General features: G+C 64.1%; 10 protein-coding genes. 2 read left to right on the top strand and 8 right to left on the bottom strand.

What is annotated here, in order from left to right:
• Positions 1–7: 7 nt before the first annotated feature.
• The 3 genes from RB623_RS08610 to RB623_RS08600 form a co-directional block, all read right to left on the bottom strand.
• Complete coding sequence (locus RB623_RS08610; protein WP_308056368.1) at positions 8–814, bottom strand: ABC transporter permease; 807 nt, start codon at positions 812–814, stop codon at positions 8–10.
• Positions 811–1,650: an ABC transporter permease gene (locus tag RB623_RS08605; RefSeq protein WP_308056367.1), complete on the bottom strand. Its 840-nt coding sequence runs from the start codon at positions 1,648–1,650 to the stop codon at positions 811–813. Before RB623_RS08605 ends, RB623_RS08610 begins: the two co-directional genes overlap by 4 nt.
• 164 nt (positions 1,651–1,814) lie before the next feature.
• Complete coding sequence (locus RB623_RS08600) at positions 1,815–2,876, bottom strand: ABC transporter substrate-binding protein (protein ID WP_308056366.1); 1,062 nt, start codon at positions 2,874–2,876, stop codon at positions 1,815–1,817.
• Between the two features lie 283 nt (positions 2,877–3,159).
• Between RB623_RS08600 and RB623_RS08595 the strand changes: the two genes are divergently transcribed.
• Positions 3,160–4,443 (top strand): aminotransferase class III-fold pyridoxal phosphate-dependent enzyme, encoded by a 1,284-nt coding sequence (locus RB623_RS08595; protein WP_308056365.1) that lies wholly within the window; start codon positions 3,160–3,162, stop codon positions 4,441–4,443.
• Positions 4,444–4,617: 174 nt separating this feature from the next.
• On the top strand, positions 4,618–5,187 hold the full coding sequence (locus RB623_RS08590; RefSeq protein ID WP_308056364.1) for a malonic semialdehyde reductase: 570 nt from the start codon (positions 4,618–4,620) through the stop codon (positions 5,185–5,187).
• A 175-nt stretch (positions 5,188–5,362) separates the two neighbouring features.
• On the opposite strand, the gene RB623_RS08585 is transcribed toward RB623_RS08590, so the two are convergent.
• From RB623_RS08585 to RB623_RS08565, 5 genes are all read right to left on the bottom strand, one after another.
• Positions 5,363–6,322, bottom strand: coding sequence for an aminotransferase class IV (locus RB623_RS08585; protein ID WP_308056363.1), 960 nt, complete (start codon positions 6,320–6,322; stop codon positions 5,363–5,365).
• A 269-nt stretch (positions 6,323–6,591) separates the two neighbouring features.
• Entirely contained in the window at positions 6,592–8,199 is a 1,608-nt protein-coding gene (locus RB623_RS08580) for an ABC transporter substrate-binding protein (RefSeq protein WP_374121656.1), read from the bottom strand.
• A gap of 28 nt (positions 8,200–8,227) precedes the next feature.
• Positions 8,228–10,405 carry a thiamine pyrophosphate-dependent enzyme gene (locus tag RB623_RS08575; protein ID WP_308056362.1) on the bottom strand — a complete coding sequence of 726 codons (2,178 nt, stop codon included), beginning with the start codon at positions 10,403–10,405 and terminating at the stop codon, positions 8,228–8,230.
• A gap of 20 nt (positions 10,406–10,425) precedes the next feature.
• Complete coding sequence (locus tag RB623_RS08570; RefSeq protein ID WP_308056361.1) at positions 10,426–11,955, bottom strand: 3-hydroxyacyl-CoA dehydrogenase; 1,530 nt, start codon at positions 11,953–11,955, stop codon at positions 10,426–10,428.
• Between the two features lies 1 nt (position 11,956).
• Positions 11,957–12,739: an enoyl-CoA hydratase-related protein gene (locus RB623_RS08565; RefSeq protein ID WP_308056360.1), complete on the bottom strand. Its 783-nt coding sequence runs from the start codon at positions 12,737–12,739 to the stop codon at positions 11,957–11,959.
• Positions 12,740–13,010 lie beyond the last annotated feature (271 nt).

The following is a 13,010-nucleotide window of genomic DNA, read 5'->3' as shown; positions in this document are numbered from 1 at the left end:
CAACATCCTATTTATCCTTGCCGAGGCGTGGCAACAGTATCGCCGCGACGATGAGCAGGCTCGTCACCGCGAGGACGACGCTGGCCGCGGCAGCAATTTCTGGCGTCACTTGGAAGTTGAGTTGTTCCCAAAGCAGCAGCGGCAATGTCCGCGTCGTGGGGCTGCTCAGGAAAAGCGCAAGCACCAGTTCGTCGAGCGAGGCGGCGAACGCGAAGATGAAGCCGGCGACGACGGCGGCCCTGATCATCGGGAAAGTGATCAGCCGGAACGTCTGGAAGGCGTTTGCGCCCAGCGACATCGAGGCGATCTCCATCCGGCTGGAATATGAACTCAGCGCGCCGCAGACTGTGATGAACGGGAAGGGCAGGCCGACCACGGCGTGCGCCAGGATGACGGCGCCCAGCGTGCCCTGGAGACCCAGCCACACGCTGATCGGGAAAAGCCCGATGGCCAGCACGATCTGCGGCAACACTGCGGGGGCGACCGACAGAACGCTGACCACCGCGGCGCCCGGCACTGCCGCGCGAATGACGGCGAGCGCCGTGCATACGCCGGCTATCGTCGCCAGCGTCGCGGACGCCGCACCGATTGCGAGGCTGTTCCAGATCGCCGACTGGTAGTCGGTATTGCCGAGAAACTGCTCATACCAGCGGATCGAGAAATCGGACGGCGGGAACGACAGGTACGACTTGCTCTGGAAAGACACCAGCACGACGGTCAGGATCGGCACGAGGAAACCGATCAGCACGGCTCCGACGAGGCAGGTGAGGAACCGGCTCCAGGTGGACCAGAGGGTCTTTTCCAAAGTCTTCATGCGAGCGCTCCCGCCCGGGCGCTTCCTCTTCGCCGCGACATCACCTGGCTGAGGCGCAGCAGCGCGAAGACGACGATGGTGAGCAGGAGCACCACGATCGCCAGCGCGGAGGCGAGCGGCCAATTGAGCAGCCGGTTGGCCTGTTCGCTGATCAGGATCGAGACGACCGTGCGGTTGCCGCCCAGCAGGGAAGGCGTCACGAAGAAGCCCAGCGACGTGACGAAGACGATGGTCGCGCCGACGGCGATGCTGGGCATCGACAGCGGCAGAGTGACGGCCAGGAACTGGCGCCATGGATTGGCGCCGAGGACCGCCGCGGCCCTGGGCAGGTTTACGTCGATCGCGCGCAGGCCATTGAGGATCGGCACAACCATGAACGGAACCATGATGTAGGTCATCGCGATCATCAGGCCGACGCCGTTGTCGATGAAGCGGATGGGCTCGTCGATCAGGCCGGAGCCGACCATCGCCGAATTCACGGGTCCGTTCCGGCCGAGCAGGATCATCCATGCGAATGAGCGGATGACGGTGCTCGCCCAGAACGGCAGGAAGATAAGGAAAATGCCGATCGTCGCCCAGCGGCCTTTCAGCCGCGCCAGGACATAGGCTATGGGATAGCCGATCAGCAGGGAGAAGAACGTGACCATCAGGGCGACGTAGAAGGTATTGTAGAGAACGGTCCGGATGCCCGGATCGGTCACGACCTTCACATATTCGCCGAATGCGCCCTGCTTGCCGCTGAAGCTTTCCGCGCCGATCACGAACAGCGGCGCCAGGAAGAAAGGCGTCAGCAGCAGCGCCGTGGGAGCGAAGAGCAGGAACTTGCGCAATTTCATGGACAGTATGCCGTTTCCTTCCACGAGCACCGGAGTGCTCCGTCGCTCCAATCCATAACGGTCCACAGGGTCTCGGGCTTGAGCATATCAGGTGCGATGCGCATGCCACCAAAATGGGAGGGCGGCGCGTTGAATTCGCGCGCCGTCCTCCCAAGGCTTGGACCTTACTGGGAAACAACCCAGGTGTTGAAGCGCTCGTAGACTTCCGCGCCCTTCTCCAGCCAGTAGTCGCCGTTGATGGCAACGGCGGTCTTGCTGTTCTCGGGCGCGCTCGGCATGCGGGCGCGCTCCTCCGCCGTCAGCAGATCGAAGGCCTTGGTCGCGGTCGGGCCGTAGGGGATCCGCCGCGAGAACTCGGCCTGGACCTCGGGGTCCATGCAGTGCGCGACGAACTGCATGGCTGCGTCGCGGTTGCGGCCGCCCTTCGGCAGGCTCCAGATGCCGGGCATGTGCAGTGCGTGTTCGAACGTGTAGTCGATCGGGCCGCCCTGCTGCTTGATCGGGTCGACCCGGCCGTTCCAGCACATGCCATAATCGGCTTCGTTGCTGGCCAGAAGCTGGGCGCTCTGGGCGCCTGAACTCCACCAGGTGATCGAGGAGCGGATGCCGTCGAGCATGGCGAAGGCGCGGTCGAGATCCAGCGGATAGAGCTTGTCGGCCGGCTGACCGGCGCCGAGGGCGGCCACTTCCATGGTCTGCGCCGCGTTCTTCCAAAGGGTGCGCCGGCCTTTCACCGACGGGTCGAAAAACTCCTGCCAGGTCTTCGGGTGGCCGTTCTTCTCGGCTGCTTCCGTGTTCCAGCTCAGCACGGAGCCGGCAATGTAGCAGGCCGTCCAGTATTTGCTCGCCGAACCCTCGATCAGGCCGTCCTTGGGCACGACGCTGTAGTCGATCTCTTCCAGCAGGCCTTCGACGGCCAGCGGCGCGGCCTCGGCCGCATCGGTGTCGGCCACGTCGATGTCGACGGCGCCGGCTTCAACCATCGCCTTCAGTCGGGCGCCTTCGATGTAGGGCGCGCTGATGATCTTGATGCCGGTCTTCTTCTCGAACGTGTCGAAGCAGGCAGCCTTGAAGGCGTCTCCCAGCGCGCCGCCGCCATTGGCGACGGAAAGCGACGTCGTTTGTGCGCGGCCGATCGCCGGCATGCCGAGGAGCGATACAGCCGCCGAACCTGCGCCGAGTTTCAGAACGCTGCGTCGACTCAAGCCATTTCTTACGTTTTTCATGGATTCCCCTTCTGGATTGCAATCCGCGCCGCCGGACAGGCGGCGCGCACTCACCTGGTTGAACCGTGACGGTCGGCCCGGCCGGGTATCGTTCGCGACCCGTCCCGGCCTCCTTCCGTCTCTGTCGCAAGGCATTGCGCTCGCTGTGACCTGTTCCCGGTCGTCGCGTGCGCGATACCCTCCTTTGTGTAGCCGAAAAGACGGGCTCAATCCATCCTGAATCTCGTTGATAGCAGATATTTTTACTGCTATCAGTCGCACCCGATAGCGAGAGGATCTACCCATGCCTTGGTCAAACCGTAAGAACTCAGAACTTCTCGAGCGGGCCCGCCGCGTCATTCCCGGGGGCATGTATGGTCATGAATCGACTGCACTTTTGCCGAGCGACTTCCCGCAGTTCTTCAGTCGCGCCAGCGGCGCGCGCATCTGGGATGTCGATGGTAATGAATATATCGACTATATGAGTGCCTATGGACCGAACCTGTTCGGCTACGGAAATGCCGACGTGGAGGCCGCCGCCCGTCGCCAGGCCGAGCTTGGCGACACGCTCACCGGACCCTCGTCCGTCATGGTCGATCTGGCCGAGGCGATGGTGTCGATGATCAGCCACGCCGACTGGGTGATGTTCTGCAAGAATGGCAGCGACGCCACGTCGATGGCCATGACGACGGCGCGCGCCTATTCGAAGCGCCGCAAGATTCTGGTGGCCAGCGGCGCGTATCACGGCTCGCAGCCCTGGTGCACACCGAACCGCACCGGCATCGTCGATGAAGATCGCAGTCACGTCATCACCTACCGGTATGACGATATCGAAAGCCTGGAGGCTGCGGTCCGTGCGGCGGATGGCGATCTCGCGGGAATTTTCGCGACGCCGTTCAAGCATGAGGTGTTCGCCGACCAGCTCCTTCCTTCCGAGGCGTTCGCCAAGGCCGTGCGCAGGATCTGCGACGCGGCTGATGTGCCGCTAATCGTCGACGATGTGCGCGCCGGCTTCCGGCTGGCCCGGGATAGTTCGTGGTCGACGCTGGGCGTCAAGCCGGACATCAGTTGCTGGGGCAAGGCGATCGCCAACGGCCATCCGATCTCGGCCATGGTGGGCGCGCAGCGTTTCAACGCGGCGGCGCGTTCGATCTTCTGCACCGGTTCCTTCTGGTTCTCTGCCGTTCCCATGGCGGCTGCCGTCGAGACGCTGCGGCTGATCCGCGAAACGGATTATCTGGAGCAGACCGTCGCGCTCGGAACCAGGCTGCGCGAAGGGCTTGACGAGCTGGCCGCCGCACACGGCTTCTCGCTCCGGCAGACCGGGCCTGCCCAGATGCCCCAAATCCTCTTCCACGACGATCCGGACATGCGTCTCGGCTACGCCTGGAGCGCGAACGCGTTGAAGCACGGCGTCTATTTCCACCCCTACCACAACATGTTCATGAACGCCGCCATGACGGTCGCCGACGTCGATCTGACGTTGAAGGCGAGCGAGCGCGCCTTCTCCGAACTGAAAGCGCATCGCACGCGCATTCCCGCCAACGAAAATCCGCTCGTGCTGGCGCGCCTCAAACGCGCGCAGTAGCGCAGGCGGCAAGGGCGGGAGCCGTCGGGGCCGTGCTGCGAGTCACCGGAAATTCCGACCGAGCCCAGCATTGACGTGCCGGCGCCGCCGGCGCGACCATTCTTTATCCTGTCGCGGCTGCGGAGCATCGCCGTTTTGCATCCGCATCCGCCTCGAGAAGGCGCCGAGGGTTCAATGGACAATCGCACGATCTTTACCGAAGCGCGCACGCACAACAAATGGACGGACCGGCCCGTCAGCGAAGACACGCTGAAGCGCCTGTACGATCTCGCCAAAATGGGCCCGACGTCGGCGAACTGCTCACCGGGACGGTTTGTCTTCGTGCGCACTCCGGAGGGCAAGGAAAAATTGCGGCCGGCGCTGAGTCGCGGCAATTCGGACAAGACGATGGCTGCGCCCGTGACGGTCATCGTTGCCTATGACGAGGCGTTCTACGATCGCATGCCGCAATTGTTTCCGCACACCGATGCGCGGCCGTGGTTCACGTCCAGCCCGCAAATGGCCTACGAGACAGCCTTCCGCAACAGCAGCCTGCAAGGCGGCTATCTCATCATTGCCGCGCGCATGCTCGGGCTCGACACGGGTCCGATGTCCGGTTTCAATCCCAAGGTTCTGGATGAAGCGTTCTTTTCCGGAACGAAATGGAAGAGCAACTTCCTGGTCAATCTGGGTTATGGCGATCCGGCAGGCCTGTTCCCGCGGCTGCCGCGACTGGAATTCGACGAAGCGTGCACCCTCGCTTGAGTCCTGACCCGAACTCCCGTCGGGGCGAATTGCTTCAAGGCGGAGAGGCGCAAGCCGTCCACCTGGGATTCTGCTTCGCAGTCTAGGAACGTCGTCCGACGCCGCTCTCGATGATCGGCGGTTGCGTGCTTGGCCGGGGTCGCCCGAAGCGGCGGCCCCGGGGGCATCGCATGCGTCAATAATTGATGGCGAAGCTCAGCATCGGATCGTAGTGGGCTTCCCAGTACGCCTTCCAGATCGCCCTGCTCAGCGGGCCGACTTCGCCGTTGCCGATCGGCACGCCGTCCAGCTTGGTGATGGGCATGACGCCGCCTGCCGTGGTAACGAAGAGCAGTTCGTCGCAGTCATAGGCGGCGCTGACGGGGACGTCCTCGACATGGCATTCGATGCCTTGCGCCTTGGCGACCTCGATCACGGTCTTGCGGGTGACGCCTTCGAGCACGCCGCGCTTGGGCGTGCGCAACACGCCGTTCTTGATGATGCAGACGTTGAAGCCCGATCCTTCGGTCAGGTTGCCGTCGCCGTCGGTCAGGATCGGATAGTTCGCGCCCCGGTCGCGCGCCTCGAAAATACCTCGCACGAAGTCGCCCCATTGCAGGTTCTTCACGGTCGGGTCAATGGCGCCGGGAGGGACGCGGCGGACGTCCCGGGCGATGATCGCCGAGCCGCCGGTCTTCTGCATTTCCTCGCCCATCACCCACAGGAAGGGCTGCACGATGAGGTAGAGATTGTTCTCGATTTCCTCAGGGCTGTACTGGCGGATGAATTTGAGGCCGCGGGTGACGATCATGCAGACATAGGCGTCGCGGATGCCGCTTTTCGCCGCCATCTCGACGAGTTTCTGGCGAATGCCATGACGGTCCAGCGGACTGCGCAGCCGAAGCAGCTTCAGGCTTCGCTCGAACCGGTCGAGATGGTCGTCGAGGCGGAAGAAGCGGCCGTCCCAGATGGAAGGGACGTCATATGTCAGGTCGGAATGCAGGAAACCCTGGTCGAGGATCGGGATCTTCGCTTCATGCAGCGGGTAAAGATCGCCGTCGATATAGGCGACCCCCTGCGCCAGGGGATTGGTGCTCGCTTCCAGCTCGCCAACACGTCTGCGGTAGTCGTTGAATATGAAATCGGTGTAGGGCACTCGGCTCTCCCTGGCTAATAGCCGATTTTTATCGGTTTCCGCACCGTGAATTCAAGTGCCTGATTTGTCAAGGATAATCGGGGATTTTTGCCAACAAGATATGGGGTGGTGGCATTGCATATTTTCGCTTTTGCCGCCGGTCATCCCCTGCCGCCGCCGCATTGCTCGCCGCGACGGGCCAAGCCGGTCACAAGGGCCCAAATCGGTCATGGCCGCATGGAAACGAGGCCCCTTGCGGGGCCTCGGATCATCTTCATTTTCGATCGACGTCAGTCGTCGATCGAGATCTCGTACAGCGGCACGTTGGAGCTCGGCGAGTTGCGAACGCCGCGAACCTTGCTGCCATAGGCAAGGATGGTGTTCGGGCTCATCATCGGGATCAGGACGTTCTGCGCCCGGATCTTCTCGCCGATGTCGTAGTAGATCTTCTCAGCCTGTTCGGGGCTCGACTTCAGTGCGTCGGCCAGCAGCGCGGGCACCTCCGGAAGCAGGAAGGATGGGTCGCGCTCGGCGCCGCCACGCTTCGCCCAGGGCGAATCCGGGGCCAGACCGAAATAGCTCACATATTGCGAGGTGCCGTAATAGTCGGGGGCGAAGAACACGAAGGAGATCGGAATGTGATCCTTCGTCGCCAGCTCGCGCCAGTTGGGGAACTCGACCGGCTTGAGGTCGAGCGTGATGTTCACCTTGGCCAGATCCTGCTGGATCTTCTGCATCGCCAGGTTGATGTCGACGCCGTAGACGTTGAGGTTCGGATAGGTAGCGTCAAGCGTGAAACCGTCGCCCCGTCCGGCCTTGGCCAGGATCTCCTTTGCCTTTTCCGGATTGTATTCCGGAATGGGGTGATTGGCGCCACCGGGGAAAGCCAGCGGGAACGGCACCGAGATCAACTGGCCGTTGCCCTCGCCCAGCGTGAACTCGATGAGCTCCTGGCGATTGACGGCGATCGAAATGGCCTCGCGGATGTCGTTGGTCATCGGGAACGGATTGGCGACGGCGCCAGGGCTGATCGTCAGGTAGACGAAGTTGTTCGACGGCGCGGACTCGACCTTCACGTTCTCACCGGTGAGCGTCTTGGCGGTTTCCGGGTCGATGTTCAGCGCCACGTCGGCCTGCCCGCTCTGCAGCAGTTGGGCCTGCGCGACGGCGTCGCCAACCTGGCGGATGACGACTTCGTCGACCTTTGCCGGCTCGCGCCAGTAGTTCTCATTGCGCTTCAGCCTGAGCTCCGCGCCGGGCTGGTAGGAATCGAGCACGAATGCGCCGCCGCCGGCCGAGTGCGCCATGAACCACGGTTCGGCCTGATCGGACTGCGCCGCACTCTCGTCGGCGATCGCCTTGGCCTCAGCCTGGGCGACATCGCTGTTGACGATGCCGAAATAGCTGGCGGCAAGAAGGTTGAACAGTTCGGAATTCGGCTGGGTGGTCTTCACGACCACCGTGCCGGCGTCCGGGGCTTCCACGGAGGCGATCGTTTCGGTCAGGCCGGAGGGGCTGCCCTTGATGTTCTTCAGGCGCTCCCAGGACCATTTGACGTCCTTGGCTTCGACCTTCGAACCGTCGGCGAAGGTCGCCTTCGGGTTCAGCTTGAAGGTGAAGCTGGTCTGGTCCGCGTTGGCTTCCCAGCTTTCGGCAACCAGCGGCACCAGCTTGTTGTTGGCGTCGAGCGTCAGCAGCGCGTCGTAGACCGCGGCGTTGAAGATCATGCAGGTGTCGCACCAGCTACGGGCCATATCCAGCGAGTTGACGTCCATGTCGCGGGCGATCACCAGCGTCTTGGCATCGGCTGGAATCGCGGTGGCGCCCAGACCCATCAGCATTGTCGCGGCCGCGAGACCCTTCAGTCCCGAAAGACGGCCAAAATTCCCCATTTTCATTGTCATGCTCCTTCCCAGTTCGATCTGTTCATGCGTTCTCGGTAATCAACTCCATCGCCTCCCGCAGCTTTTCCGCGGAACCGAGGGCGGCCTTGTTGAGTACGGCCGACACGACGGGCGCCGAGAGACTGCCGGTGACGTGAAGTATTTCGTGGTCGAGGTCATCGAATGCACGCGCCTGGATTTCCGCGATCCAGTGGCGGCCGAGCGCGAAGCCGCTGGCGACCTGCTCGGCGATGATGACCCGGTTTGTCTTTGCGATCGATGCCAGGATGAGCGGCCAGTCGGTGGAGAGCTGGCCGATGCTGCGCATATCGATGACTTCTGCGTCGATGCCGGAATCGTTCGCGACCTTCGTGGCGATGGGAACCATGGCCGAGGTGGCGAGCACCGTGCAGGCCGCGCCGGGGCGGGCGACCTTGGCCTTGCCAATGCGGAGGCAGAAGTCGCGCTCGTCGCGCGGAACCAGGCTCTCGCGCTGGTAGAACTCGACATGTTCGATGATGGCGACCGGATCGTTGGACTTCAACGCCGTGTTCAGCAGGCCGACATAGTCGAAGGCCGTGGTCGGCGAAACGACGTGCCAGCCGGGGAACATCCTGAACAGCGCGGCCGGATCGCCCGAATGCTGCGACCCGTAGCCGGTGTGGGGCGACACGCGCACGCGCATGATCACCGGTACGGGGAAGCCGTCGCCGAACATGTGGCGCACCTTGGCGATGCCGTTGCCGATCTGGTCGGCCGCCACAAGGCAGAAGTCGCCGAACATGATTTCGACGACCGGCCGCAATCCGCGCAGGGCCGCACCCAGCGCCACGCCGGTGAAGCCGTTCTCGGCGATGGGCATGGCGAGCACGCGGCCGGGGAACTGCTCCAGCGCCGAGCGTGTAAAACCGCTGACGCCGCCGCGCAGCCGGTGAACGTCCTCGCCAAGCACGACGATGGTCGGATCGGCCGCCATGGCGGCAGCGAGCGCCTCGCCCGCCGCGGTGACGAAGCGCGTCTTGACCAACTGGTCCGGCGCATAGTCCTCCAACTCGCGGTACTTCAAACCGTCCGTTTCGGAAGGGTCGGCCAGGATGCCGTCGTCGACGGTCTCAACAGAGGGCCACAGGCGCTCCGGAATGCGCAACTGGTTGCTTCCGGGAACAGGTTCGGTCAGGCGATCGGCGGCGGCCTGCACTGCGGCCGTGATGCGCTCGTCGATCAGCACGACGCCGGCATTGTCGAGGATGCCGAGGCTGGCAAGGCGAGCCTCGGCCAGGCGCAGCGGATCGCGATCGATCCATTCCTGCTCTTCCTCGCGGCTGCGGTAGCCGAACTCGCTGCCCGGCTTGCTGCCGCTCTGGTGGAAGTAGCGGTAGCACTGGGCTTCGATGATGACCGGGCCGCGACCCTCGCGGATGATGCCGATGGCATCGGATACGGCCCGATACACAGCCACCACGTCCATGCCGTCGCACTCGATGCCGGTGAAGCCTAGCATCGGGCCGCGCGAGGCGATGCGCGGTTCGGCGGTGACGTCGCCGATATGGGTGGAGACGGCGTAGAGATTGTTCTCCACGAAGAAGATCACCGGCAGCTTGTAGGCAGCCGCAATGTTCATGGATTCGTAGGCCGCTCCCTGCAGCGACGCCCCGTCGCCGAAGAAGCTGACGGAAATGCCGTCGCGCCCAAGCACCTGGTCGGCCAGCGCGTAACCGGCCGCGTGAGGGATGTTGCCGCCGACGATGGCGCTCGTTCCGGCCACGCCGGACTCTGCGTCCCGCATATGCATGGAGCCGCCGCGGCCCTCACAATAGCCGGGCGTCAATCCCATGATCTCCGCCATGAGCCGGTACACGGCGTCGTTCATCGGCGGCGTGTAGGCCCGCGAGCGTATGTCGAAATCCGGTTCGGTCTGCGCGTTGACGAGTTTGCTCAGCACCTGGTGGTGGGCGCGGTGCGTCCCGTTGATCTGGTCGATGGGGCGCAGCAGCGAGGTGACGCCGACCGCGGCGGCCTCCTGGCCTATACTGGCGTGGGCGGGGCCATGGACCAGGCCCGCCTTCTCCAGGTCAAGGATCTTTTCCTCGAAGCGGCGGATCAGCTTCATCTGGCCATAGAGCTGAACCAGGGTCTGCTCCGGCAGCGCCGCCCAGTCGGACTCGTCCGTCTCGATCCTGTACCAGGGCGCGGAGGGGGTCAGGTCATGCTTGCGGGCCAAAAGCCGTTCTCCACTTCACTTCATGCCGCGAGCGGAAGCCCGAGTTCGGCCCGTCGTCTCAGCCACAAGCTGGCCCGATAGCGCGGGTCGCGGGTGCGGTCGTAGATGGTGTCGAGGATGCGCAGGACGCGGGCCGGGCCGAGCCTGTCGCCCCACTCCAGCGGACCATGCGGGTACCCGAGTCCCAGCCGCACCGCAGCGTCCACATCCGCTACGGACGCAATCCGCTGCTCCACGATCTCGCAGCCGATGTTGACGATCATGGCGACGACGCGCTGGCAAATCGCGCCGCAACTGTCGTTGATCAGGGTTGCCTTGCGTCCGGCGCCCGCCGCCACTGCCAGGGCAGCGCCGGCGGCTCGCGGCGACGTGGCGGGCGAGGCCACCAGGACGACATGTCCGTCCAGTCCGAAAAGCGGGTCGAAGCCGACGCAGGCGGAAGGCGGCAGTCCCCGGCGGATCACGGCGCCCGTGAGATCCTCGCCCTCGAGGCCGACCAGTACCAATCCCCCGACCTCGTGCGCCGCGGCCGGATCGGACGAAACGTCATGGCCCGCGGCTTCCAGCAGCTTGCGCATCGCCTGGTGGTCGCTGTCGCCGAGGACGGCGATACTGCTCGGTATTTCGCTCGTAGGGGACGCCTCTTCCGGGGCGACGATCTGGCGCGAGCCCTCGTAGGCGTAGAAGCCCCGCTGCGTCTTTCGCCCCAGCAGCCCGGCCGCGACACGCTGCGTGGCAATAACCGACGGACGGTAGCGGGGGTCCTGATAATACTGGTTGTAGATGCTTTCCATCACCGGATGGCTGACGTCGAGGCCGGTGAGGTCCATCAGTTCGAAGGGACCCATCCTGAACCCGGCGGCATCGCGCAGGATCGCGTCGATCCGTGCGATCGACGCGACGCCTTCGCGCAACAGGGCGAGCGCCTCGGTGCCGAAAGCCCGTCCGGCATGGTTGACGATGAAGCCGGGCGTGTCGCTGGCGCGCACGGCGCGATGGCCGAAACGTTTCGCGAGATCGACGAGGGCGCTTTCAACCTCGGGCAGGGTGTGCGCGCCACGGATGACTTCCACGATCTTCATCGCAGGGACGGGATTGAAGAAGTGATATCCGGCGACCCGGTCCGGATGTTCGGCGGCGGCGGCAATGCTCGTCACCGACAGGGACGAGGTGTTGGTCGCGATGATCGCCCGCCGACCGACGATGCCTTCCAGTGCGCGTATCAGTTCGCGTTTGGGATCGATGCGCTCGACAATGGCCTCGATCACGAGGTCCACCGGCGCCAGGCCTTCGAGCGCTTCGATCGGGGTGATGCGCGAGATGAGCGCCTCCGCCGCCTCCGGGCCGATCTTGCCGGCGGCCGCCCTTGCCCGCTGGCGCACGGCGATCTGATCCAGCGAAGCCGCCGCCTTGCCCGGCGCCCCATCCATCAACAGCACTTGGAGCCCGGCCGCCGCCAGCACCTCGGCAATGCCGGATCCCATCACGCCGGCGCCTACGATACCGGCCGTCGCGATCCGCAGGCCCTCCGAAATCGCCGCCTCCGTCATGTCAGCGGCCCGTGAAGGAAGGCTTGCGCTTTTCAAGGAAGGCGGCGATGCCCTCGCGCTTGTCGGCCGTATCGAACAGAAGCTGGAACGCCTTGCGTTCAAGCCGCAGCGCCGTCTCTAGAGGCGCATCCTCGCCGCTCACGACGGCTTCCTTGATTTGCTCGACCGCCAGGGGCGGCATCCGCGCGATCTTCGTTGCGATCTTCAGCGCATGCTGCAGGGCTTCGCCTTCCGGGGTGAGAAGGCTGACAAGACCGGCCTGCTCGGCCTGTTCGGCAGACAGCAGGTCGCCGGTCAGCAGCAGCATCATCGTCTTGTATTTGCCGATGGCCCTCAGCAGGCGCTGCGTGCCGCCGGCGCCTGGCATCAGGCCCAGCTTGACCTCCGGCTGTCCGAACGTCGCCGTCCGCGCCGCCACAATGATGTCGGCGTGCATGGCCAGCTCGCATCCCCCGCCGAGCGCATAGCCTTCGACCGCCGCGATGACCGGCTTCGGACATCTGGCGATGGCCTCCCAATAGCGGTGTGTGCGTTGCGTGAGGACGTCGGCGGAACCGAGTTTCTCGAAAGCCTTGATGTCTGCTCCAGCGACGAAATCGCCGTTGCGACCGGTGATGACGATGACGTGGATGCCGGAATCGTTGGCAAAGCTCTCGACCGCCGCGGCCAGTTTTTCGCGAACCTCGAGGTTCAGTGCATTGCGCACTTCAGGACGGTCGATCTCGACCAGCCCCACTTTCTCGACCGGCTGACTTTGTACGACGACCCCACCCTGAACGCTCATCCCAACTCCACAACCTCCCCCGGCCTACCGGTGGTGGAATTTAATTTCAGATATTGTACGGACTATAGTGGGTGGGCATTTTGCCTGCAAGAAGAAATCGGCGGGCACGGGGACTGCCCGCAAACCCGACCTGAAACCGTCGATCGATGCCGACGGCCGTACGGCTGCGGGCAGCACACGAAGAGACTTGCCATTTGCTTCGGGGCCTTTATGCCGCCAGAAGATGCCAGGCCGCGCGCGCGGCGCCGAAGGGCACCCGCAGAGGTAGAAG

The organism is Mesorhizobium sp. LHD-90 (assembly GCF_030929505.1).
In the GTDB taxonomy this organism is placed as follows: Bacteria; Pseudomonadota; Alphaproteobacteria; order Rhizobiales; family Rhizobiaceae; genus Kumtagia.
The sequence above is the reverse complement of the archived record's forward strand: the minus strand, read 5'-3'. Positions and strand labels throughout refer to the sequence as shown.